Source organism: Phyllobacterium sp. YR620 (assembly GCF_900104165.1).
GTDB lineage: Bacteria > Pseudomonadota > Alphaproteobacteria > Rhizobiales > Rhizobiaceae > Phyllobacterium > Phyllobacterium pellucidum.
On record NZ_FNJP01000004.1, the window covers coordinates 186,046 to 207,986 of the forward strand.

General features: G+C 59.5%; 24 protein-coding genes. 19 read left to right on the top strand and 5 right to left on the bottom strand.

The window, feature by feature from the left end; translation table 11 throughout:
* The first annotated feature begins 32 nt into the window (after positions 1 to 32).
* Entirely contained in the window at positions 33 to 1,316 is a 1,284-nt protein-coding gene (locus BLR72_RS15110) for a cystathionine gamma-synthase family protein (RefSeq protein WP_091949927.1), read from the top strand.
* Here BLR72_RS15110 and BLR72_RS15115 read toward each other — a convergent pair.
* Positions 1,313 to 1,960 carry a hypothetical protein gene (locus BLR72_RS15115; protein WP_091949929.1) on the bottom strand — a complete coding sequence of 216 codons (648 nt, stop codon included), beginning with the start codon at positions 1,958 to 1,960 and terminating at the stop codon, positions 1,313 to 1,315. The genes BLR72_RS15110 and BLR72_RS15115 overlap by 4 nt on opposite strands.
* 69 nt (positions 1,961 to 2,029) lie before the next feature.
* A complete protein-coding gene (locus BLR72_RS15120) occupies positions 2,030 to 2,986 on the bottom strand; it encodes a hypothetical protein (RefSeq protein ID WP_091949931.1) in 957 nt (318 codons plus the stop codon).
* Between the two features lie 116 nt (positions 2,987 to 3,102).
* On the opposite strand from BLR72_RS15120, the gene BLR72_RS15125 reads away from it, so the two are divergent.
* Entirely contained in the window at positions 3,103 to 3,285 is a 183-nt protein-coding gene (locus BLR72_RS15125; protein ID WP_280140134.1) for a PLP-dependent transferase, read from the top strand.
* On the opposite strand, the gene BLR72_RS15130 is transcribed toward BLR72_RS15125, so the two are convergent.
* Complete coding sequence (locus BLR72_RS15130) at positions 3,282 to 3,929, bottom strand: hypothetical protein (protein WP_091949933.1); 648 nt, start codon at positions 3,927 to 3,929, stop codon at positions 3,282 to 3,284. The genes BLR72_RS15125 and BLR72_RS15130 overlap by 4 nt on opposite strands.
* Before the next feature lie 177 nt (positions 3,930 to 4,106).
* Here BLR72_RS15130 and BLR72_RS15135 point away from each other — a divergent pair, with 177 nt between their 5' ends.
* From BLR72_RS15135 to BLR72_RS15160, 6 genes are all read left to right on the top strand, one after another.
* Complete coding sequence (locus tag BLR72_RS15135; protein ID WP_091949935.1) at positions 4,107 to 5,033, top strand: histone deacetylase family protein; 927 nt, start codon at positions 4,107 to 4,109, stop codon at positions 5,031 to 5,033.
* 2 nt (positions 5,034 to 5,035) lie between these two features.
* Positions 5,036 to 5,290: an exodeoxyribonuclease VII small subunit gene (locus BLR72_RS15140; protein ID WP_027230082.1), complete on the top strand. Its 255-nt coding sequence runs from the start codon at positions 5,036 to 5,038 to the stop codon at positions 5,288 to 5,290.
* An 82-nt stretch (positions 5,291 to 5,372) separates the two neighbouring features.
* Positions 5,373 to 6,296 (top strand): pirin family protein, encoded by a 924-nt coding sequence (locus BLR72_RS15145; RefSeq protein WP_091949937.1) that lies wholly within the window; start codon positions 5,373 to 5,375, stop codon positions 6,294 to 6,296.
* 77 nt (positions 6,297 to 6,373) lie between these two features.
* Positions 6,374 to 8,293 (top strand): 1-deoxy-D-xylulose-5-phosphate synthase, encoded by a 1,920-nt coding sequence (gene dxs / locus BLR72_RS15150; protein WP_091949939.1) that lies wholly within the window; start codon positions 6,374 to 6,376, stop codon positions 8,291 to 8,293.
* Positions 8,294 to 8,295: 2 nt separating this feature from the next.
* The gene (locus BLR72_RS15155; protein WP_091949941.1) at positions 8,296 to 9,033 is read left to right on the top strand and encodes a TlyA family RNA methyltransferase; all 738 of its coding nucleotides are present in this window, start codon (positions 8,296 to 8,298) and stop codon (positions 9,031 to 9,033) included.
* Positions 9,033 to 10,262 carry a class I SAM-dependent RNA methyltransferase gene (locus BLR72_RS15160; protein ID WP_091949943.1) on the top strand — a complete coding sequence of 410 codons (1,230 nt, stop codon included), beginning with the start codon at positions 9,033 to 9,035 and terminating at the stop codon, positions 10,260 to 10,262. Before BLR72_RS15155 ends, BLR72_RS15160 begins: the two co-directional genes overlap by 1 nt.
* Before the next feature lie 82 nt (positions 10,263 to 10,344).
* Here BLR72_RS15160 and tldD read toward each other — a convergent pair whose 3' ends face one another.
* Both tldD and BLR72_RS15170 read right to left on the bottom strand, forming a co-directional pair.
* Entirely contained in the window at positions 10,345 to 11,757 is a 1,413-nt protein-coding gene (gene tldD / locus BLR72_RS15165; protein ID WP_091949945.1) for a metalloprotease TldD, read from the bottom strand.
* Between the two features lie 95 nt (positions 11,758 to 11,852).
* Positions 11,853 to 12,371, bottom strand: a complete 519-nt coding sequence (locus tag BLR72_RS15170; protein ID WP_027230076.1) for an invasion associated locus B family protein — start codon at positions 12,369 to 12,371, stop codon at positions 11,853 to 11,855.
* Positions 12,372 to 12,753: 382 nt separating this feature from the next.
* Here BLR72_RS15170 and coxB point away from each other — a divergent pair, with 382 nt between their 5' ends.
* The 11 genes from coxB (at position 12,754) to rnhA (ending at position 21,925) form a co-directional block, all read left to right on the top strand.
* Positions 12,754 to 13,602: a cytochrome c oxidase subunit II gene (gene coxB / locus BLR72_RS15175; RefSeq protein ID WP_036813808.1), complete on the top strand. Its 849-nt coding sequence runs from the start codon at positions 12,754 to 12,756 to the stop codon at positions 13,600 to 13,602.
* A gap of 38 nt (positions 13,603 to 13,640) precedes the next feature.
* The gene (gene ctaD / locus BLR72_RS15180) at positions 13,641 to 15,293 is read left to right on the top strand and encodes a cytochrome c oxidase subunit I (RefSeq protein WP_027230075.1); all 1,653 of its coding nucleotides are present in this window, start codon (positions 13,641 to 13,643) and stop codon (positions 15,291 to 15,293) included.
* Between the two features lie 82 nt (positions 15,294 to 15,375).
* Positions 15,376 to 16,320: a heme o synthase gene (gene cyoE, locus BLR72_RS15185; RefSeq protein ID WP_091949947.1), complete on the top strand. Its 945-nt coding sequence runs from the start codon at positions 15,376 to 15,378 to the stop codon at positions 16,318 to 16,320.
* 1 nt (position 16,321) lies between these two features.
* Positions 16,322 to 16,477 (top strand): hypothetical protein, encoded by a 156-nt coding sequence (locus tag BLR72_RS22510; RefSeq protein ID WP_027230073.1) that lies wholly within the window; start codon positions 16,322 to 16,324, stop codon positions 16,475 to 16,477.
* Positions 16,478 to 16,488: 11 nt separating this feature from the next.
* Positions 16,489 to 17,118 carry a cytochrome c oxidase assembly protein gene (locus BLR72_RS15195; RefSeq protein ID WP_027230072.1) on the top strand — a complete coding sequence of 210 codons (630 nt, stop codon included), beginning with the start codon at positions 16,489 to 16,491 and terminating at the stop codon, positions 17,116 to 17,118.
* Between the two features lie 56 nt (positions 17,119 to 17,174).
* Positions 17,175 to 18,053, top strand: coding sequence for a cytochrome c oxidase subunit 3 (locus BLR72_RS15200; protein WP_091949950.1), 879 nt, complete (start codon positions 17,175 to 17,177; stop codon positions 18,051 to 18,053).
* A 183-nt stretch (positions 18,054 to 18,236) separates the two neighbouring features.
* On the top strand, positions 18,237 to 18,632 hold the full coding sequence (locus BLR72_RS15205) for a DUF983 domain-containing protein (protein WP_091949952.1): 396 nt from the start codon (positions 18,237 to 18,239) through the stop codon (positions 18,630 to 18,632).
* Complete coding sequence (locus BLR72_RS15210; protein WP_091949954.1) at positions 18,625 to 19,425, top strand: SURF1 family protein; 801 nt, start codon at positions 18,625 to 18,627, stop codon at positions 19,423 to 19,425. The genes BLR72_RS15205 and BLR72_RS15210 overlap by 8 nt, the downstream gene beginning before the upstream one ends.
* A gap of 51 nt (positions 19,426 to 19,476) precedes the next feature.
* Positions 19,477 to 20,478, top strand: coding sequence for a 4-hydroxy-3-methylbut-2-enyl diphosphate reductase (ispH, locus tag BLR72_RS15215; protein WP_091949956.1), 1,002 nt, complete (start codon positions 19,477 to 19,479; stop codon positions 20,476 to 20,478).
* A gap of 2 nt (positions 20,479 to 20,480) precedes the next feature.
* On the top strand, positions 20,481 to 21,461 hold the full coding sequence (locus BLR72_RS15220) for a homoserine kinase (protein WP_091949958.1): 981 nt from the start codon (positions 20,481 to 20,483) through the stop codon (positions 21,459 to 21,461).
* Entirely contained in the window at positions 21,458 to 21,925 is a 468-nt protein-coding gene (rnhA, locus tag BLR72_RS15225; RefSeq protein WP_091949960.1) for a ribonuclease HI, read from the top strand. The genes BLR72_RS15220 and rnhA overlap by 4 nt, the downstream gene beginning before the upstream one ends.
* Positions 21,926 to 21,941 lie beyond the last annotated feature (16 nt).

Below are 21,941 nucleotides of genomic sequence, written 5' to 3' on the forward strand. Positions count from 1 at the left end.
TCGCTGGTAAGGCTACCAGCGAGGAGACTGTTATGACCGCGCCCCATCCCTCCAAAACCCGCATCGGCAATCACGAGTTGCATCCTGAAACCCTGATGCTCAATTACGGTTATGATCCGGAGTTGTCCGAAGGCGCGGTGAAGCCGCCAGTATTTCTCACCTCGACCTTCGTGTTCAAGTCGGCGGAGGAGGGGCGGGATTTCTTCGATTTTGTCTCGGGGCGGCGCGAGCCGCCGGAGGGCACCGGCGCCGGGCTCGTCTATTCGCGCTTCAACCATCCCAACAGCGAAATCGTCGAGGACAGGCTTGCCGTCTACGAGCGTACGGAAAGCTGTGCCCTGTTCTCGTCCGGCATGTCGGCCATCGCAACGACGCTCCTCGCCTTCGTCCGTCCCGGCGATGCAATCCTTCATTCGCAGCCGCTTTACGGTGGCACGGAAACGCTGCTTGCGAAGACCTTCCTCAATATGGGCGTAGCCGCAGTCGGCTTTGCCGACGGTGTGAACGAGACAACCGTTCAAGCTGCCGCCGAGGACGCGATGAAGCGCGGGCGGGTCTCCGTGATCTTGATCGAAACGCCAGCCAATCCGACGAACAGCCTGGTTGACGTGGCGATGATCCGCCGGGTTGCCGACGCAATTGCCGAAACGCAAGGCCATCGCCCAGTGATCGCCTGCGACAACACATTGCTCGGGCCGGTGTTCCAGCGCCCCATCGAGCATGGCGCCGATATTTCACTCTATTCCCTGACCAAATATGTCGGCGGCCATTCGGATCTTATCGCGGGCGCGGCCCTCGGCTCCAAGGCCGTCATGAAACAGGTCAAGGCGCTGCGCGGCGCTATCGGCACCCAGCTCGATCCGCATTCCTGCTGGATGCTCGGCCGCTCGCTCGAAACCCTTGGGATCAGAATGGAGAAAGCCAATAACAACGCGGCCATCATCGCCGACTTTTTGCGCGAGCACCCGAAGGTCGAGAAAATCCACTACCTACCTTATCATGACCCGGCATCGCCGCTCGGCAAGACCTTTGCCGCGCAATGCACCGGCGCGGGCTCGACCTTCTCGTTCGATATTGTCGGCGGTCAGCCTGCGGCATTCAAGTTCCTGAATGCCCTGCAGATCTTGAAGCTTGCGGTGAGCCTTGGCGGCACGGAATCACTTGCCAGCCACCCGGCGACGATGACGCATTCGGGCGTGCCCTTCGATGTGCGCCAGCGTATCGGCGTTCTCGATTCGACCATCCGCCTGTCGATCGGCATCGAGCATCCGGACGATCTGGTCGCAGATCTTGCGCAGGCCTTGAGCGAAGCCTAGCGCGCGGTTGCGCCCTGCAACTCGATCGGGAAGGGCGCTGGCTCGAAATAGCTTTCGAGTTTGAGCGCCGCGATCGAGTTCAGTTGCTGCTTGCGGAAGAAATCAAGGAGGCCTTGTTGGTCGCGGGCGAGAAGCAGGGGATAATATTTGGGCACGCAATCCTGTTTGCCACTGGCCAAGCCCGCCTCAAGGATCGATGCCGCCTTGTCGAGATCGCCTTTGACGATGGCAATCGTCGCCAGGAGATCAGGATCGGCAAAAAAGTACCGCGAATTTTCCGGGTCATTCGAACGGTGTGCAACGAAATCGTCTATCGTATTGATGGCGCGCAACTCAGGCAGCGCCTCGAACTCGATCATATCGCGAAGAAGCTGGAGCGATTCCGGATCGCGCGTATCCCAAAGCCGTCCTGGTATGTAGAGCATTCGCCCACCGCTCAGTGACCAACCGCCAAAGTTCAAAAACGACAAGTTCACGGCTGTATCGGCAGCAAATGTGAACGGGTCACTCCGACGGTCTATGCACACGAATCGCAGAACATGTCGTACCGGCTTGATGATCAACTTACGATTGACGAGCGCGAGGTCACTGTGGCGCTCCAACAGGGGCGCCACCAAATTCTTGACTTCAGCGATGGTAGTCATGTCCCCATCTCCGGCTTGATCGGAATAATGAATATACGCGTTGGCGATTTAAAATTCTTGGCCACAGACTTACCGATTTCTAACATCCGTTGGTGTCAGCCCGCTCCGGCCAGTTTTAATATCGTATACGCAAATAACACCGTTCGCGACGCGCTCTAGAACATCGAGACGAAGTGAACCCAAAAGGCCATAGTCGACTCCAGTCTCACCGTAGCGGTCATCAAGACCCAACTCCTCAAAGTATTTCAGAAAAGAACGTTCGGCTATTAGACGTCCGGCGTAGTCTGCTACTAGAAGGTCCTTCAAAATCGTATGTACGCGCGTTCCATACTCGGCGGCAGAAGCGAAATTGGAGCGGGGACCCGCCGCCTGCACGGCATTATTCGTTGCGGTTTTGACTGCTCCGTACAACGGACAGGCATCCTCGACTTGCTCTTTCAATAATGGGACAACGGTCGCTTTGCGCTTTGGGGATTGCTCTTCCTGGTATTCGTGGGGAATGAAATGAAGCGCCGGAACGATCCTGTCGGGCGCATTTTCAAGTAGCCAGTTGTAACGATCAATCGATACATCGGCATCGCCGTTATGGGACGATTGCAGTTTGTCCGTCTCGACAAACTGACGAAGTAACTCGCCACCAAACAGCGCTCGTCCTTGTCCAGTGCGATTTCTTGGTCCCTCTGTTGTGAGCGGTTTCGATAGCGCCACTGCCGGCTTAGGACTACCTAACGCAGGCGATCCGCTGATCGACCCGCCCCCGCTCGTCCATTGCCCGCCTGTGGAATTACCTGCAGGCACACGTGGCTGATTTGGATCGTATCGTATATCCTTGGTAGAATAGAACGCGTCTACAAAATTGAGGAGCTTCTGCAGAAGGATTTGCTCTTTCCGTGGTCGGTATTCGAGATTCTGGTTGAAGGGCCGTGAAGCAAAGGGGATTGCCTTAAGCAGCATGTTGTTAGCCGCAAGTTGAGACTGTATACGAACCCGCATGTGCAATTCGGAAGGATTGGTATGCCACGTCATGGAAAATATTCCTTGTAAAAAGGAAAATAATCTTATAACTGCCGCATCGCGTCAATTCGACTTTCGTCTCAACCCGTTCATTTTGGTCTTGAACCAGCGGATCTGACCGGTGCAATTTGGTCTCAATAGATCGTCCATGCTCGCTTGCCAGCCACCCGGCGACGATGACGCATTCGGGCGTGCCCTTCGATGTGCGTCAGCGTATCGGCGTTCTCGATTCGACCATCCGCCTGTCGATCGGCATCGAGCATCCGGACGATCTGGTCGCAGATCTTGCGCAGGCCTTGAGCGAAGCCTAGCGCGCGGTTGCGCCCTGCAACTCGACCGGGAAGGGCGCCGGCTCGAAGTAGCTTTCAAGCTTGAGCGCTGCGATCGAGTTCAGTTGCTGCTTGCGGAAGAAATCAAGGAGGCCTTGCCGGTCGCGGGCGAGAAGCAGGGGATAATATTTGGGCACGCAATCCTGTTTGCCACTGGCCAAGCCCGCCTCAAGGATCGATGCCGCCTTGTCGAGATCGCCTTTGACGATGGCGATGACAGCCAAGCAGTTGAGGTTTGCGAAAAAATACCGCGAATTTTCCGGGTCATTCGAGCGGTGTGCAACAAAATCGTCTATCGTATTGATGGCGCGCAACTCAGGCAGCGCCTCGAACTCGATCATATCGCGCAGAAGCTGCAGTGATTCTGGATCGCGCGTGTCCCAAAGCCGTCCTGGTATGTAGAGCATTCGCCCACCGCTCAGCGACCAACCGCCAAAGTTCAAAAACGACAGGTTCACGGCTGTATCGACAGCAAACGTGAACGGGTCACTCCGACGATCTATGCACACGAACCGCAGGACATGTCGTACCGGCTTGATGATCAGCTTACGATTGACGAGCGCGAGATAATGGTGGCGCTCCAACAGGGGCGCCACCAAATTCTTGACTTCAGCGATGGTGGTCATGTGCTCACGCGCAATTGATGGGGCCTTGTTATGAGACGGTCGTTCGCTACGCCACGTCAATTCGACTTTCGTACCAACCGTCCACTTTCGCCTTGAACAAGCTGCTCCGACAGGTGCAAATTCGCTCTGCAACTGATCGGTCATGCTCATGCCCTTTTGGCAGCGCAGAAAGTTTTCATGGTTACTCGCCTTTATACGCATCCGATCTATCTCCAACACCTGACGCTCCCGGGCCACCCCGAGCGTCCCGACCGGCTGCGTGCGCTCGCCAAGGTGCTGGAGGACAGCGCTTTTGACGGTCTGGACCGTGCCGAAGCGCCGATGGGCGATGAGGCCACGATCCTTTATGCGCATCCGCAGGAATTTATCGAGCGCGTCCGCGGCACGATACCGGATGAGGGGCTGACGCGCGTCGATGCCGATACGACAGTCAGCCCGAAAAGCTGGGAGGCGGCCTTGACCGCGATCGGCGCGGCCACCGCCGCCGTCGACGACGTGTTTGCCAAGCGGGCGGACAATGTCTTCGTTGCCTCGCGCCCGCCTGGCCATCACGCCGAGCGCAACAAGGCTATGGGCTTTTGCCTTTTTAACAATGCCGCGATTGCCGCACGCCATGCCCAAAAGGCCCACGGCGTTGAACGGGTCGCGATTGTCGATTGGGACGTCCACCACGGCAACGGCACCCAGGAAATTTTCTGGGACGATCCCTCGGTGCTCTATTGTTCGACGCACCAGATGCCGCTCTATCCCGGCACCGGTGCGAAATCCGAAACCGGCGCCGGCAATATCGTCAACGCGCCGCTTGCGCCGATGACCGGCAGCGACCATTTCCGTGAAGCGTTCACCACGCGGATTCTGCCCGCGCTCGATACTTTCCAGCCCGAACTCATCATCATTTCGGCGGGCTTCGACGCGCATCGCCGCGATCCGCTCGCCGAAATCAACCTCGATGAAGAGGATTTCGACTGGGCAACCGCAATGCTCATGGAAAGAGCTGGGAGCTTTGCGGGAAATCGCCTTGTCAGCCTTCTTGAAGGCGGCTACGACCTCAAGGGAATGTCGCTCTCTGCGGGCGCGCATATCAAACGCTTGATGGAAGGTTGACCATGGCCGACGCCCCGAACAATACCGATATCGCTGCCATGAGCTTCGAACAGGCGCTCGACCAATTGGAGAAGATCGTCGATGACCTCGAGCGCGGTGACGTGCCACTCGAACAGTCGATTCGCATCTACGAGCGCGGCGAAGCGCTGAAGAAACATTGCGATGCCTTGCTGAAAGTAGCCGAAGACAAGGTTGAGAAGATTCGCCTCGGCCGCGACGGACAGCCGGTCGGCACCGAGCCGCTTGATCCCGAGTAATTGAGCGACGCTGTTCAACGGCGCGCCGGGACTCTATGGTTGGTATCAATGCGGGTCGTGGTGTGACCCAAGGAGTGCGCCCATGAGCTTTTTCCCTGGCAATGACCCCGAGCCCGGCGACAGGACGGCCGCCGACGCCATCGAAACGCTGATCATTCCTCGCACCAGCGATATCGGCAACCTTGAAGTGCGCCGCGCGCTGCCGACCGCCAAGCGCCGGCTCGTCGGCCCTTTCATTTTTTTCGACCGCATGGGCCCGGCAATTCTGCGTCCGAGCCAGGGGATCGACGTGCGCCCGCACCCCCATATTGGACTCTCGACAGTGACCTACCTTTTCGACGGCCAGATACGCCATCGCGACAGCCTCGGCACCGAAATGGTCATTCGTCCCGGCGACGTGAACCTGATGACGGCGGGGCGGGGCATCGTCCATTCTGAGCGGTCGCCGGAAGAATTGCGCAAGGAGCCGCTGCCGATTTCCGGCCTGCAGACCTGGCTCGCCTTGCCGGACCATCTTGAAGAGATCGACCCGGCTTTTGCCAATACCGGTGTTGCCGAGCTTCCTTCGATGAGCGAAAACGGTATCGACGTGCGCGTGGTCATGGGAAAGTTCCACGGCGCCAGGTCAGCGGTAAAGCAGCACGCCGAAACGCTCTACGTCGATATTCGCCTTGCACCCGGAAAACGCATCCAGATACCGGGGACAGCGGCCGAAGAGCGGGCGATCTATACGCTGGAAGGCCCTGTGGAGGTTGCCGGCGAGACATTCCCGGCCGACCGCCTGCTGGCGTTTCGCAGCGGCGACGAAATCATCATCAGCGCACCGGAAGGCGCGCATTTCATGCTATTTGGCGGCGCAGCTCTGCCCTCACAGCGCTATATCTGGTGGAATTTCGTTTCGTCGTCCAAGGAGCGTATCGAACAGGCCAAGGAAGAGTGGCGCAGCGGCCGCTTCGATATCGTCCCTGGCGACGAAGAAGAATTCATTCCCCTGCCGGAGGGGTAGGGCGAAGGCCCGGCTCCTTGCCGCACAGGTGGATTTGCTCTAGGAACGCCTGACTTTTTTAAACGGAGCCTCGCAACTTGGCCAAGAATTTTGACACACCGCTGCTCGACCGCGTCAAGATCCCCTCAGACCTGCGTGCGCTACCGGAATCGGACCTGCCGCAACTGGCTTCTGAGCTGCGCACCGAGCTTATCGATGCGGTGTCGACGACCGGTGGTCATCTTGGCGCGGGCCTCGGCGTCGTCGAGCTCACCATTGCGCTTCACCATGTCTTCAACACGCCGCACGACCGTATCATCTGGGATGTCGGCCATCAGGCCTATCCGCACAAGATCCTGACCGGTCGGCGCGACCGCATCCGGACCTTGCGCCAGGAGGGCGGGCTTTCCGGTTTCACCAGGCGGAGCGAAAGCGAATACGATCCATTCGGCGCTGCCCACTCGTCCACCTCGATTTCCGCCGGGCTCGGCATGGCTGTCGCCAGCGACCTCGCCGGAACGAGGCGCAATGTCGTCTCCGTCATCGGCGATGGCGCCATGTCGGCGGGCATGGCCTACGAGGCGATGAACAATGCCGGCGCGCTCGATGCGCGGCTCGTGGTCATTCTCAACGACAACGACATGTCGATTGCGCCGCCGACCGGCGCAATGAGCGCCTATCTTGCGCGCCTCGTTTCCGGCCGGGCCTATCGCACGTTTCGCGAGACGGCAAAGCAATTGGCAAAGAAACTGCCGAAATTCCTGCAGGAGAAGGCGCGGCTTTCGGAAGAATATGCGCGCGGATTCTGGACTGGCGGCACCATGTTCGAGGAGCTCGGCTTCTATTATGTCGGCCCGATCGATGGCCATAAGCTCGATCATCTGCTTCCGGTTCTGAAGAACGTGCGAGACACGATGGACGGTCCCGTCTTGATCCACGTCGTCACGCAAAAGGGCAAGGGCTATGCCCCTGCCGAGGCGGCAGCCGACAAATATCATGGCGTCAACAAGTTCGACGTGATCACCGGCGCGCAGGCAAAACCGCCTGCAAACGCACCGAGTTATACCAAGGTCTTCGCGACGAGCCTTATTGAGGAAGCGCGCCATGACGACAGGATCGTCGCTGTCACGGCGGCGATGCCGGGCGGAACCGGTCTCGATCTCTTCGGGGAAGTATTTCCGCAGCGCACGTTTGACGTCGGCATTGCCGAACAGCATGCGGTAACTTTTGCGGCCGGCATGGCGAGCGAAGGATACAAGCCCTTCGCCGCCATCTATTCGACCTTCCTGCAGCGCGGCTACGATCAGGTCGTCCATGACGTGTCGTTGCAGAACTTGCCCGTACGCTTTCCGATCGACCGCGCTGGACTTGTCGGCGCCGACGGCGCAACGCACGCCGGCTCGTTCGACACCGGCTTTCTTGCTGCCTTGCCGGGTTTTGTTGTCATGGCCGCATCGGACGAGGCCGAACTTCGCCATATGGTCCGAACGGCCGCCGCTTACGATGAAGGTCCGATTTCCTTCCGCTACCCGCGCGGCGATGGCGTCGGCGTCGACCTGCCGGAGCGTGGAGCGATCCTCGAGATCGGCAAGGGACGCATTGTCCGCGAGGGCGCCAAGGTCGCGCTGCTGTCGTTCGGAACGCGCTTGCAGGAGTGCCTCGTTGCCGCCGATGAACTCGACGCCGCCGGTCTTTCCACCACGGTCGCCGATGCACGGTTCGCCAAGCCGCTCGACGAGGACCTCATTCGCCGCCTCGCGCGCGAACACGAGGTTCTGGTCACCGTCGAGGAAGGCGCGGTTGGCGGCTTCGCCTCGCACGTGCTGCATTTCCTCAGCCGCGACGGGCTTCTTGACCATGGCCTGCGCATCCGCGTGCTTACCCTGCCGGACGCCTACCAGGATCACGCCAAGCCCGAAGCCATGTATGCGCGCGCCGGGCTCGACAGCGCCGGTATTGTACAGGCCGTATTCAGTGCGCTCGGACGCGATCAACTGGTTGCGCCAGCACGCGCGTGACAATGCGGCTTGACCAGCTTCTGGTTGAACGAGACTTCTTTGCCAGTCGTTCGCGCGCCCGCGATGCGATCGTGCGTGGGACTGTCAAAGTGGATGGTGCCGTCGTCACCAAGCCGGGCGCGGTGATTGGCGCAGCTGCCATCATCCTCGTTGACGACCCCGCCAGCGCCTACGTTTCCCGCGCTGCCTTGAAGCTCATTGCCGGCCTCGACCATTTCGACATTCCCGTTGCTGGCCGAGCCGCCCTCGATATCGGCGCTTCGACCGGCGGCTTCACGCAAGTGCTGCTTGAACGCGGCGCGGCCCATGTCACAGCCGTCGACGTCGGGCACGGACAGTTGCATGAGCGGCTGCGCGGCGACCGGCGCATAACCAACCTTGAATCGCTCAATGCGAGGGAACTGACCCGAGACCATCTTGGCGGTCTGAAGGCCGATCTCGTCGTCTCCGACGTCAGTTTCATCTCGCTGAAACTTGCATTGCCGCCAGCCCTCGATCTGGCGGAACCCGGGGCGCACTGCGTCCTCCTCGTCAAGCCGCAATTCGAAGCCGGGCGCGAGGCCATCGGCAAGGGTGGAATTTTGCGCGATCCGAAGGATGGCGAACGGGTGGCGGATGATCTAATGAAATGGCTTGATGCAATGCCGGACTGGAACGCGCTCGGACTTTGTCCTTCGCCGATCGAAGGCGGCGACGGCAACCGCGAGTATCTTCTCGCCGGATTGAAAAGAAAAGTTTGATGAGTACACGCGTTACAATCGAGAAGATGGGAGCGGGCGGCGATGGCATTGCCTCGACAGCATCCGGGATCGCCTACGTTCCGTTCTCACTTCCGGGCGAGACCGCCAATATCGCGCTCGACAATGGCCGGGGCACGCTCATGGCTTTGCTCGAAGCCTCGCCGGATCGCATCGCTCCTGCCTGCCGCCACTTCGAAGAATGCGGCGGCTGCGCGCTGCAACATTGGCAGGATGAACCCTATCGGGTGTGGAAGCGCTCGCTGGTTCAGGAAGCCCTCGCGGGAAGGGGGCTCGCTTTCGAGCTTGAACCGCTGGTGCCCTGCATGCCGCAGACCCGCCGGCGCGTGGTGTTTGCGGCTCGCACGAGCGATCACGGCGCGGTGCTCGGCTTCAATCGCCATCTCAGCCATGATCTCATCGACATTTCGGAATGCCCGGTGACCCTGCCCGATATCGTGTCGCGCCTCGATGACCTACGCGATCTCGTTGCGGTTATCGGTGGGGGGATGAAGCCGTTTCGGTTGACCGTGACGGCAACGGCCTCGGGTCTCGACATCATGGTCTCGGGTTGCCAGGCCCCGGACGCCGCAAAGCGCCAGGCCCTGACGGCGCTGGTGCTGAAAAAGGGCTTTGCCCGCTTGACCTATGAAGGCGAAATCATCGTTGAACCGCGCAGGCCCATGGTTCAATTCGGCAGAGTGCCGGTGTTTTTGCCAGCCGGCAGCTTCCTGCAGGCGACAGTCGATGCAGAAAACGCCATCGCAGCTCTGGTGACCGCCCATCTTGCCAAGGCCAAGAAGACGCTCGACCTTTTTGCGGGGGCCGGCACGTTCGCCTTGCGCATTGCCGAGAAATCCGCGGTGCACGCGGTGGAGGGCGATGCAGCGGCGGTGGCCGCGCTTGACCGCAGCGTGCGCCAGGTACAGGGCCTGAAGCCGGTGACCGCCGAACGCCGCGATCTCTTCCGCCGGCCGTTTCTTGCGCGTGAACTCGCGCCCTTCAACGGACTTGTTTTCGATCCGCCGCGTGCCGGCGCCGAAGCGCAATCGATCGAGATTGCCAAATCCACCGTGCCGAAAGTCGCGGCGGTGTCATGCAATCCCGTCACGCTGGCACGAGACTTGAGCATTCTCGTCAAGGGCGGCTACCGGATCGACCGGGTGATCCCGATCGACCAGTTTCTTTGGTCGCCCCATGTGGAGGCCGTGGCGCTGTTGAGCAAGAAATAGAGGCTTGAATTTAAGGTACCGCCTCTGTCCTGCCGGACAGAGGGTGAATCTTGCCTGTCTACACCCAGGCGATAAAGGCCGGTTAAACCGATGTGCCGCCGACCGTCATCTGGTCCATGCGCAGATGCGGTTGGCCGACGCCGACGGGGACCGACTGCCCCGCCTTGCCGCACATGCCCATTCCGGTATCAAGCTGCAGGTCATTGCCGATCATCGAGATGCGCTGCATCGCGTCCGGTCCGTTGCCGATCAGCATGGCGCCCTTGATCGGCGCACCGACCTTGCCGTTCTCGATCAGATATGCCTCGGTGCAGCCAAAGACGAACTTGCCGGAGGTGATATCGACCTGACCGCCGCCGAACGAGACGGCGTAGATACCCTTCTTGACCGAAGCGATGATTTCCTCGGGCGTCTTGTCGCCGTCGAGCATATAGGTGTTGGTCATGCGTGGCATCGGCACGTGCGCGTAGGATTCGCGCCGGCCATTGCCGGTCGGTTGCATGCCCATGAGACGGGCGTTCTGCCGGTCCTGCATGTAGCCGACGAGAATGCCGTCTTCGATCAGCACCGTCTTGTTGGTCGGCATGCCCTCGTCGTCGATCGTCAACGATCCGCGCCGTTCCGCAATGGTCCCGTCATCGACCACGGTGACGCCCTTGGAGGCGACCCGCTGTCCGAGCAGCCCCGCAAAGGCGGACGTCTTCTTGCGATTGAAATCGCCTTCAAGGCCATGGCCGACAGCTTCATGCAGCATGACGCCGGGCCAACCACTCGAAAGCACGATATCCATGGTGCCGGCGGGGGCGGGGATGGCTTCGAGATTAACGAGCGCCTGTCGCAGTGCTTCGTCCGCGGCGTGATGCCATTTGTCGGTCGCGATGAACTCGCCAAAACCTTTGCGGCCGCCGGTGCCGAACGATCCGCTTTCCTGGCGGTCACCTTCACCGACGACGACACTGACGTTGAGGCGGACCATCGGGCGTATGTCGCGCACGAAATGGCCGTCGGCGCGCAAAATCTCGACCTGCTGCCACGACCCAGCGAGCGAGACCGAGACCTGTCGAACCTTGGGATCCTTGTCGCGAAGGTAGGCGTCGATCTCCTGAAGCAACTTGACTTTCGCCTCGAATGTCGGCGACCCGAGCGGATTTTCGTCGCTGTAGAGGCTGCGATTGGTTCCGGGCGGGGCAGCGGTATAGGTGCCGGCATGACCGGTACGGATGGCGGAAGCGGCATCCGCGGCGCGCTTCAGGGCACCAAGCGACAACTCGCCCGCGTGAGCATAGCCGACGCCTTCACCAGCAACGGCGCGCAGGCCAAAGCCCTGATCCTGATTGAAAGACCCGTTCTTCAGGCGGCCATTGTCGAAGACAAGGCCCTCCGATTCTCTGTACTCGAGAAACAGTTCGCCATCGTCGGCGCCGGCAAGGCTTTTCTTGACCGTTTCAAGGACTTTTTCACGGGGCATATCAAAACTGTCGATAAGGCTTTTCATAATAAAACGTCCGTTTCAAAAAACATGAACGGCATGTAGGCCATTCATCGGCCCACGACAAGTACAAGACGCGCGTGTTTGTTGATATGAGCCGTCTATGGAAGGGCGTCGAAGCCTTCGCCAAACCCGTTGAGCTCGACGGGAATGCCGATGCCTTCCTCGGGCGTCTGGAATACAATGAAGGTTGCGGCCTTGCCGGTCTTCAATGTCTGGACCAGTTGGTCTTCGAGTATGACTTCCGCATAACAGCCATCTTCGAAGCAGCGCACGAAATAGGCGCGGCCGATGTCCTTGCCATCGACATTGAGGCCGAGCCCGTTGGGCAAGAGGACGCCGAGGGGCGCGAGCACCCGCAGGATTTTAGCCTTGTTGTCCGCAGTCTTCAGCACGACGACGGAGAGGCCCATTTCGGGCCGGTCGGCGGCGACGACATTCTGTATGAGAGCGCACTGTTCGGATTTGGCGCCTGCGGGCGTATCGCAAAGGATCGACCATGCTCCATGCGTGGATTTGACCGTACCGCTCTGCTGCGCTGCCATGGCAGTGCCCGCAAGGGCGGTCAACGACAGGGTAAGCAGGCCGATGGCGATGCTGCGTAGCGGAAAAAACGACATATAGGCTCCAAAACGAATCATCCAGACGTTAAACCTACCCGTCGAAGATGAAAAGAATGCCGCACCAACACTCCCCAGCATAGAGCGGCCATCAATGTGTCGTGTAATGCAATAATGGCCGGATTGTGAGCCCTTTTATGCCTTGGGCAGCAAAAACGCGGCGGATGCGAAAAAACATGCCCGTTCAAGCCGCCGTGTGCCTCCGCAATGGAAAGCTGCGCGCAAAAATGCCGCATGAGATCACGTTCGCCTTCCTTGCGATGTAAGCTAATGTGTGGTTTGAACGCGGCATATGACCGGGCCTTCCTGCGCCCGGTGTTATCGTATGGAATCAAAGCTTCATTCGGGAGATTTCTAGGTGAAGAAGAATTTTGTCACGCTGATGGGTGTCCTGGGTGGCCTGCTCGGTGCTGGAACAGCTGCTCATGCAGCAAAGCCCGAGCCCTGGCAGATGACGTTCCAACCCGCTGCTACCGGCATCATGGAGCAGATCGTCTGGTTCGAGCGCTATACTTTATGGTTTATCGTCCCGATTACGCTGTTCGTGATGGTGCTTCTGGCCTGGGTCATGATTCGCTATCGTGCGAGCGCCAATCCGGTTCCCTCGAAGACCAGCCACAACACGGCCGTCGAGATCGTGTGGACGGTTGGACCGGTCGTCATCCTGCTTTTCCTGGCAATTCCCTCCTTCCAGCTCCTGACAGCCCAATATTCCCCCGAAGAGCCGAAGCTGACGATCAAGGCGACCGGCTACCAGTGGTATTGGGGCTATGAATATCAGGCCGGTGAGGCGCCGGTTTCGTTCGATTCGGTGCTTCTGAAGGATGCCGACCGCCCCACCCTCGGCAAGGAAGATCGCGAGGCTTTCCCATATCTCCTCGCCGTCGACAACGAGATGGTCGTGCCGGTCAATACCACGGTCCGCCTTCTCGTCACCGGCGCCGACGTGATCCATTCCTTCTCCATGCCGGCCTTCGGCGTGAAGATGGATGCCGTCACCGGCCGCAGCAACGAGACCTGGTTCAAGGCGGAAAAGGAAGGCCTCTACTACGGTCAGTGCTCGCAGATCTGCGGCAAGGACCATGCCTACATGCCGATTGCGATCCATGTGGTCTCGCAGCAACAATACGATACGTGGTTCGCCGCCGCCGGAAAGGATCTTCCGGGCGCATACAAGGCGTTGACCGCGAAAATCGACGCAGACAAGAACGTGAACGTCGCCGGCAACTGAGCTGACTGACGCACTAGATTAGGAACGGGAGCACTTTGATGGCAGGTTCTGCAGCTCACGAAGCCCACGACGCTCACAAGCCGACAGGCTGGACGCGTTGGGTTTATTCGACCAACCACAAGGATATCGGTACGCTGTATCTGATCTTCGCGATCGTGGCCGGTCTCATTGGCGGTTCTCTTTCGATCGCCATGCGCGCCGAGCTGCAACAGCCCGGCATCCAGATTTTCCATGGCCTTGCGTCCATGGTCTATGGCTATGAAGGCGACGCCGCCATCGATGGCGCCAAGCAGATGTACAACGTCTTCTCGACGGCGCACGGCCTTATCATGATCTTCTTCATGGTCATGCCGGCGCTCATCGGCGGCTTTGCCAACTGGATGGTGCCGATCATGATCGGTGCGCCGGACATGGCGTTCCCGCGCATGAACAACATCTCGTTCTGGCTGCTCCCGCCAGCGCTCCTGCTCCTCATCCTGTCGATGTTCGTTCCGGGTCCTGCCGGCGGCTACGGCACCGGTGGCGGCTGGACGATCTATCCGCCCTATTCGACCACGGGACAGCCCGGGCCGGCGATGGATTTCGCGATCCTTTCGCTGCATATCGCCGGTGCGTCGTCGATCCTCGGCGCGATCAATTTCATCACCACGATCTTCAACATGCGCGCTCCGGGCATGACGTTGCACAAGATGCCGCTCTTTGCATGGTCGGTGCTGATTACCGCCTTCCTGCTGCTCCTGGCTCTGCCGGTTCTGGCTGGCGGCATCACCATGCTTCTGACCGACCGCAATTTCGGCACGACCTTCTTCTCGCCTGAAGGCGGCGGCGATCCGCTGCTGTTCCAGCATCTGTTCTGGTTCTTCGGTCATCCGGAAGTTTACATCATGATCCTGCCGGCCTTCGGCATAATCAGCCACATTGTCTCGACCTTCTCGAAGAAGCCTATCTTCGGCTACCTCGGCATGGCCTATGCAATGGTTGCCATCGGCGTCGTCGGCTTCATCGTCTGGGCGCACCACATGTACACCGTCGGTCTCTCGCTCGAGACCCAGCGTTACTTCGTCTTCGCGACGATGGTCATCGCCGTGCCGACGGGTGTTAAGATCTTCTCGTGGATCGCAACGATGTGGGGCGGCTCGATCGAATTCAAGCCGCCGATGATCTGGGCGATCGGGTTCATCTTCCTCTTCACCATTGGCGGCGTGACGGGCGTCCAGCTCGCCAATGCCGGTCTCGACCGCGCCATGCACGACACCTATTACGTGATCGCACACTTCCACTACGTGCTTTCGCTCGGCGCAGTGTTCGGTATCTTCGCCGGCTGGTACTACTGGTTCCCGAAGATGACGGGCTACATGTACAACCACGCGATCGCCAACACGCACTTCTGGGTGATGTTCATCGGCGTGAACCTCGTGTTCTTCCCGCAGCACTTCCTCGGCCTTGCCGGCATGCCGCGCCGCTACATCGACTATCCAGTCGCCTTTGCCGGCTGGAACGAAGTATCGTCGATCGGTTCGTACATTTCCGGTGTTGCCGTGCTGATCTTCCTCTTCGGTGTCTTCGAGGCTTTTGCCAAGAAGCGTGAGGCAGGGGCAAACCCATGGGGCGTCGGTGCGACCACGCTGGAATGGCAGCTTTCTTCGCCGCCGCCGTTCCATCAGTGGGAACAGCTCCCGCGTATCAAGTAAGACAATGGCTGTCCGGACCATTCATGGTAGTGGTCCGGATGGCCCTGACGACAATCTATCGGACTGCAGCAAGAACGAACAAATGGCATTGGTTGAGAAAAACGCGAGCATGGATACGAGCATCGGCCTTTCGGAGGCCAGTGCGTCGGATTATGTCGTGCTGCTCAAGCCGCGGGTTATGTCGCTCGTGGTCTTCACCGCGCTTGTCGGCTTGCTGGCGGCGCCGGGACATATCAATCCGGTCCTTGCGGGCATAGCCATTCTTTGTATCGCCGTCGGGGCAGGCGCCTCGGGCGCGCTCAACATGTGGTACGACGCCGATATCGATGCCGTGATGAAGCGCACGGCCAAGCGGCCGATTCCCGCCGGGCGTATCAGCCGCGAGGAAGTGCTGACCTTCGGCCTGTTGCTCTCGGCGTTTTCGGTCGTCACGCTCGGCCTTTTCGTCAATGTGCTTTCGGCATTCCTGCTGGCCTTCACGATATTCTTCTATGCGGTCGTCTATACGATGTGGCTGAAGCGTTCGACGCCGCAGAACATCGTCATCGGCGGAGCCGCCGGTTCATTCCCGCCCATGATAGGCTGGGCTTGCGTTACCAATTCGGTGAGCATGGAAAGCATCGTGCTGTTCATGATCATCTTTCTGTGGACGCCGCCGCATTTCTGGGCGCTGTCGCTGTTCATGTCGGACGACTATGAAAAGGCGAAGATCCCGATGATGCCGAATGTGATGGGTCCGGCATCGACCAAGTTCCAGATTTTCCTCTATACGCTCCTTGTGGCGCCCGTTGCGGTTCTGCCATGGATCATGGGCTTCGCCGGCCCGGCCTACGGCCTTTTCGCCGCAGCCATGGGCGTCGCTTTCATCGTCTATGCCTGGCGGGTTTGGCGGGCGCCGGTGGGCAAGGACATGATCAAGCCGGCAAAGAAGATGTTCGCCTTCTCCATCCTCTACCTCTTCGGAATCTACGCTGTCCTTCTCGGCGAAATTCTCGTGCGCAAAGCACTACTATTGGCAGGTGCCTGATATGAGCAATGATCGCGTGACCCTAACCGACAAGCAGAAGAAGGCGCAGCGCAGCCGTTCTATCGCACTTGCGCTGGCGCTCGCTGCTTTTGTCATCATCGTCTATGTCGGCACCTGGGCGAAGCTCGGCGCCAACATCCTGATCCGGCCGATGTAATGAGTGGTTCAATGTCTGAGGAAACCGTAAAGAGCGCAAATGCGCCATCCGGGCGGAAGCGGAAGGTTTCGGATCGCACGATTGCGATTTCGTGCCTTGCTTTCTTTTTCGGCATGGTTGGCATGGCCTTTGCGGCGGTTCCGCTCTACGCGATGTTCTGCCAGGTGACCGGATATGGCGGGACGACGCAACGAGTCGAACAGATGTCCGACACGATTCTCGACAAGACGATCACGGTCCGCTTCGATGCGAACACCTCCGGCGCACTGCCGTGGAAATTCGAGCCCGTGCAGCGCGAAGTCACGATGAAGATCGGTGAGACCTCGTTGATCAAGTACGAGGCAAAGAGTATCGCCGACAAACCGACAGCGGGACGCGCGGCCTTCAACGTTACGCCGCAGGCCGCCGGCGCCTATTTCAACAAGGTCGAGTGCTTCTGCTTCACCGATACGGTGCTCAAACCTGGCGAAGACCTTGAAATGCCGGTCGTCTTCTTTGTCGATCCGGACATTGTCAACGCGCCCGAACTGAAGGGCGTCAATACCATCACCCTGTCCTACACGTTCTTCCCCATCGCAATGCCGGCCCCGCTTGCCGCCAACACCGATGTCAAGAAAGAGAACGGGTCAGGACAGCTTTGAACTTGCGCCGGCTCTGGCCGGTGTCTTACAGATGAACAGAAATTGCGGGGGTTAGAATGGCCGAAGCACACCAGAAACATCACGACTACCACATCATCGATCCAAGTCCGTGGCCGTTCCTCGGATCGGTCGGTGCCTTCGTCCTGGCCCTCGGCGGTATCGCATTCATGCGCTACCACGCCGGCGGTGAACTCGTGCTGTTCAGGGCCAACCTGACGAGCCCATGGATTTTCCTCATCGGTCTCGTGATCATCCTTTACACGATGTACGGCTGGTGGTCGGACACGATCAAGGAGAGCAAGCAGGGCCATCATACCCGCGTTGTCCAGCTGCACCTGCGCTACGGCATGATCATGTTCATCGCTTCGGAGGTGATGTTCTTCGTTGCCTGGTTCTGGGCTTTCTTCGACGCAAGCCTGTTCCCGGGCGAGGTCGAGCAGGTTGCCCGTACCGCCTTTACCGGTGGCATCTGGCCGCCCAAGGGCATCGAGGTGATCGATCCGCTGCATCTGCCGCTCTACAACACGATCATCCTGCTGCTCTCGGGAACGACCGTTACCTGGGCGCACCATGCGCTCATCCACAATGACCGCAAGGGCCTCATCACGGGCCTCACCCTGACAGTTCTGCTCGGCATGCTGTTCACCTTCGTGCAGGGCTACGAGTATGTGCACGCACCGTTCGCCTTCAAGGATTCGATCTACGGCGCGACCTTCTTCATGGCGACCGGCTTCCATGGTTTCCACGTGATCATCGGCACCATCTTCCTGGCCGTCTGCCTGTTGCGCTCGATCCGCGGCGACTTCACCCCGCAGAAGCATTTCGGCTTCGAAGCTGCAGCCTGGTATTGGCACTTCGTTGACGTCGTCTGGCTGTTCCTCTTCTTCTCCATCTATGTATGGGCCGGTTGGGGCGCACCGATGGCCGTCGAATAGCTGCATCTATCGAGACGTGAAGGGCGGGCATGGAGACATGGCCCGCCCTTTTCTTTGGGATGTGCTTCAACTTGGCTGCTGGACAGATCAACCAAACGGCGTCACTAATCGCCCGTGGCCTTAATCTGGACGCTTGTCCCGATCACAACGCCAACTGAAACAATCCTTCGAGCGCAGATTTCAATGAACGAAGACACAGCCCTTTACCCGCCCGTCGATCCGATCGTGGCCGGCATCAAGGCCAAATGCCCGCGCTGCGGCCAGGGCAGATTGTTCGATGGATTTGTGAAGCCCGCGCCGCGATGCACCAATTGCGGTCTCGACTATTCGTTCATCGATACGGGCGAGGGGCCAGCCGTCCTGGTCATGCTGCTGATCGGCTTCATCGTGGTTGGCCTTGCCCTGTGGATGGAGGTCAATATTGACCCGCCGCTCTGGGTCCATTTCATCCTATGGATACCGCTCGCACTCGTGCTTTGTCTCGCCACGCTCCGCTGGATGAAGGGCATTCTCATCGCCCTCCAGTACAAGCACAAGGCCGCAGAGGGACGGCTCGATCGCCCGACCGCTCATGAGTAATACATACGTAGCGGCGGACCGCCCAAGATTTCCCTGGATCACGCTTATCCTAGGCGCAGTGCTCTTCGCAATTCTCGTGGCGCTCGGCACGTGGCAGGTCGAACGGCTCTACTGGAAGGAAGGTCTCCTTGCGGAGATCGAAGCGCGGACCCATGCCGCACCAGTTCCGCTCGCCGAAATCGAAAAGGTCTGGAACGAAGGTCAGGATGTCGATTACCGCACCGTCAAGGTTGCCGGCCGGCTGCTGAACGACAAGGAGCGGCATTTCTTCGCGACCTACGAGGGTTATTCCGGCTTTTACGTTTATACGCCGCTGCTGCTTGATGACGGCCGCACGGTTTTCGTCAATCGCGGCTTCGTGCCCTACGACCGGAAGGAACCGGCAACGCGCCCAGCGGGCGAGGTCGAGGGTCGGGTGACGATAACCGGCCTTGCCCGCAACCCGCTGGATGCCAAGCCGTCCTCGCTTGTTCCGGACAATGATCTTTCCGCCAATATCTATTACTGGAAAGACCTCGCGACTATGGCCTCGCAGTCGGGGATCGAAAAGGAAAAGCTCGTGCCCTTCTTCATCGACGCCGACAAGACGCCCAACCCGGGTGGTGCGCCGGTCGGCGGGGTCACGATCATCGATCTGCCCAACAGCCACTTGCAATATGCCGTCACCTGGTATGGCCTTGCGGCAACCCTGGTCGTAATTTTGGCAATCTCGCTGCGGCGACGCTATAAACTCCCAGCGGAAAACAAGACGGCCGTCGATGCAGCATCGTCTTCCGACTTGACTTCCCGCTGATTGCCGCCCAAGTCCAAGTAGCATTTCAACCGGTTCCGCGAGACGATAAAGATGCCTGAGAAGAGACCGCTGACAATCCGCCTTTGCGGACCGCGCGGATTTTGCGCCGGGGTGGACAGGGCGATCCAGATCGTGGTTCTGGCTCTGAAAAAATACGGCGCGCCGGTCTATGTCCGCCACGAAATCGTGCACAACCGCTATGTGGTCGAGGGCCTGCAGGCCCGGGGTGCCGTATTCGTCGAGGAACTCGACGAAATCCCCGCGGAACATCGCGACCAGCCCGTCGTGTTTTCCGCCCACGGCGTACCGAAATCTGTTCCCGCCGATGCGCAGAACAAGAACCTCTTCTATCTCGACGCCACCTGTCCACTGGTCTCCAAGGTGCACAAGCAGGCGATGCGGCACCAGCGCCTTGGCCGGCACGTGATCCTGGTCGGTCATTCCGGCCATCCGGAAGTTATCGGTACGATGGGTCAACTGCCGGAAGGCGCCGTCACTCTGATCGAAACAATCGAGGACGCCGAAGTCTACATGCCCGTCGATCCGGACAATCTCGGCTTCGTGACGCAGACAACGCTTTCGGTGGACGATACCGCCGGAATTATTGCTACCCTGCAGCAGCGTTTTCCGGCCTTGATGGCACCGGCCGCCGAGTCCATCTGCTATGCAACCACCAACCGCCAGGACGCGGTGAAGGCGGCGGCGCCGGGATGCGACCTCTTCCTTGTTGTCGGCGCGCCGAATTCATCCAATTCGAAGCGGCTCGTCGAAGTCGCGGAGCGTTCGGGCGCAAGCCACTCGATGCTGGTGCAGCGCGCGTCCGATATCGAGTGGGACCAGGTCGGCGACATATCCGTGGTTGGACTTTCCGCCGGCGCCTCGGCTCCGGAAATCATCGTCGACGAAATCATTCAATTCTTTTCGGAACGCTACACCGTGTCCATCGAACTTGCTGAAACGACCATCGAGACCGAAAACTTCCACGTCATGCGCGATCTGCGTGACGTGGAACTGACAAGCCTCGACATGGCCTTCGTCAACGGAAGCCGCTGATCATGGCTGTTTACACCGACATCAACGAAATCGACCTGGCGCATTTCCTCAAGGACTACGAAATTGGCGAGCTGCTCTCCTATAAGGGCATTGCCGAAGGCGTCGAGAATTCGAACTATCTCCTGCACACAAGTGCAGGCTCGTTCATTCTGACGCTTTACGAGAAGCGGGTGAACAGCAACGACCTGCCGTTCTTTCTCGGTCTCATGCGCCATCTCGCGGGCAAGGGGATCAGTTGTCCATTGCCCGTGAACCAGAAATCCGGTTCCAGCATCGGCGAGCTTGCCGGCCGCCCCGCTGCGATCGTGACCTTCCTTGAAGGCATGTGGATGCGCCGCCCGACGGTGCAGCATTGCTTCGCGCTTGGCGAGGCGCTAGCGCGGATGCACATTGCGGGCGAGGATTTCCCCATGCGGCGGAAGAACGCGCTCTCGGTCGAGGGCTGGCGGCCGCTCTGGGAGAATTCCAGGGCAGGCGCGGATGGTGTGGAACCCGGCCTTGCCAGCGAAACCGAAGCCGATCTCGCGTTCTTCGAGGCGAACTGGCCATCGCACCTTCCGCACGGCGTCATCCACGCCGATCTTTTTCCGGATAATGTCTTCTTCCTCGGCAACAAGCTTTCCGGCCTCATCGACTTTTATTTCGCCTGCACCGACCTACTCGCCTACGACGTTGCCGTGTGTCTCAACGCCTGGTGCTTCGAAAAGGACAATGCGTTCAACCTCACCAAGGGTACTGCGCTGCTGCGCGGCTATAATTCCATCCGGCCGCTTTCGGCCGACGAGGCGGCAAGCCTGCCGATCCTTGCGCGTGGCTCGGCCCTTCGCTTCATGCTGACCCGTCTCTATGACTGGCTGAACACGCCTGAGGGCAGCCTCGTTGTGAAGAAGGACCCGATGGAGTATCTGCGCCGCATGCGGTTTCATCGCCAGATCAAGTCTGCTGAGGAATATGGGCTGGTCCTCGAAGGACAACGCGCATGAAGGATATCGAAGCGTTCACCGACGGCGCTTGTTCCGGCAATCCTGGCCCGGGTGGCTGGGGCGCTGTCCTGCGCTGGAATGGCAACGAAAAAGAACTATCCGGCGGCGAGGCGGACACAACCAACAACCGCATGGAACTCATGGCGGCAATTGCGGCGCTGAGCGCGCTGAAGGAGCCTTGCCACGTCCATCTCTATACGGATTCCGTCTATGTGCGCGACGGTATTTCGGGCTGGATCGAAGGCTGGAAGCGCAATGGCTGGAAGACGGCGGCCAAGAAGCCGGTTAAGAACGCCGAGCTTTGGCAGCAGCTTGATGAAGCGCGCAAGCGGCATAAGGTCGTGTGGCATTGGGTAAAGGGGCACGCCGGCCACCCGGAAAACGAGCGCGCCGATGAACTTGCGCGGGCAGGCATGGCTCCGTTCAAGCGCAAGCCGGTGGTTCAAGGAGGCGAGGGCCGGTAAAGCCCTCGCAGCCATA

Coding starts and splice junctions, on each gene's coding strand:
- BLR72_RS15155 (WP_091949941.1), top strand. CDS start 8,296: ATGCGGCTTGACCAGCTTCTGGTTGAACGAGACTTCTTTGCCAGTCGT.
- BLR72_RS15200 (WP_091949950.1), top strand. CDS start 17,175: ATGGCCGAAGCACACCAGAAACATCACGACTACCACATCATCGATCCA.
- ispH (WP_091949956.1), top strand. CDS start 19,477: ATGCCTGAGAAGAGACCGCTGACAATCCGCCTTTGCGGACCGCGCGGA.
- rnhA (WP_091949960.1), top strand. CDS start 21,458: ATGAAGGATATCGAAGCGTTCACCGACGGCGCTTGTTCCGGCAATCCT.
- BLR72_RS15195 (WP_027230072.1), top strand. CDS start 16,489: ATGTCTGAGGAAACCGTAAAGAGCGCAAATGCGCCATCCGGGCGGAAG.
- BLR72_RS15130 (WP_091949933.1), bottom strand. CDS start 3,929: ATGACCACCATCGCTGAAGTCAAGAATTTGGTGGCGCCCCTGTTGGAG.
- BLR72_RS15145 (WP_091949937.1), top strand. CDS start 5,373: ATGAGCTTTTTCCCTGGCAATGACCCCGAGCCCGGCGACAGGACGGCC.
- BLR72_RS15120 (WP_091949931.1), bottom strand. CDS start 2,986: ATGACGTGGCATACCAATCCTTCCGAATTGCACATGCGGGTTCGTATA.
- BLR72_RS15160 (WP_091949943.1), top strand. CDS start 9,033: ATGAGTACACGCGTTACAATCGAGAAGATGGGAGCGGGCGGCGATGGC.
- BLR72_RS15210 (WP_091949954.1), top strand. CDS start 18,625: ATGAGTAATACATACGTAGCGGCGGACCGCCCAAGATTTCCCTGGATC.
- tldD (WP_091949945.1), bottom strand. CDS start 11,757: ATGAAAAGCCTTATCGACAGTTTTGATATGCCCCGTGAAAAAGTCCTT.
- coxB (WP_036813808.1), top strand. CDS start 12,754: ATGGGTGTCCTGGGTGGCCTGCTCGGTGCTGGAACAGCTGCTCATGCA.
- BLR72_RS15110 (WP_091949927.1), top strand. CDS start 33: ATGACCGCGCCCCATCCCTCCAAAACCCGCATCGGCAATCACGAGTTG.
- BLR72_RS22510 (WP_027230073.1), top strand. CDS start 16,322: ATGAGCAATGATCGCGTGACCCTAACCGACAAGCAGAAGAAGGCGCAG.
- BLR72_RS15135 (WP_091949935.1), top strand. CDS start 4,107: ATGGTTACTCGCCTTTATACGCATCCGATCTATCTCCAACACCTGACG.
- cyoE (WP_091949947.1), top strand. CDS start 15,376: ATGGCATTGGTTGAGAAAAACGCGAGCATGGATACGAGCATCGGCCTT.
- ctaD (WP_027230075.1), top strand. CDS start 13,641: ATGGCAGGTTCTGCAGCTCACGAAGCCCACGACGCTCACAAGCCGACA.
- BLR72_RS15115 (WP_091949929.1), bottom strand. CDS start 1,960: ATGACTACCATCGCTGAAGTCAAGAATTTGGTGGCGCCCCTGTTGGAG.
- BLR72_RS15220 (WP_091949958.1), top strand. CDS start 20,481: ATGGCTGTTTACACCGACATCAACGAAATCGACCTGGCGCATTTCCTC.
- BLR72_RS15170 (WP_027230076.1), bottom strand. CDS start 12,371: ATGTCGTTTTTTCCGCTACGCAGCATCGCCATCGGCCTGCTTACCCTG.
- BLR72_RS15205 (WP_091949952.1), top strand. CDS start 18,237: ATGAACGAAGACACAGCCCTTTACCCGCCCGTCGATCCGATCGTGGCC.
- BLR72_RS15140 (WP_027230082.1), top strand. CDS start 5,036: ATGGCCGACGCCCCGAACAATACCGATATCGCTGCCATGAGCTTCGAA.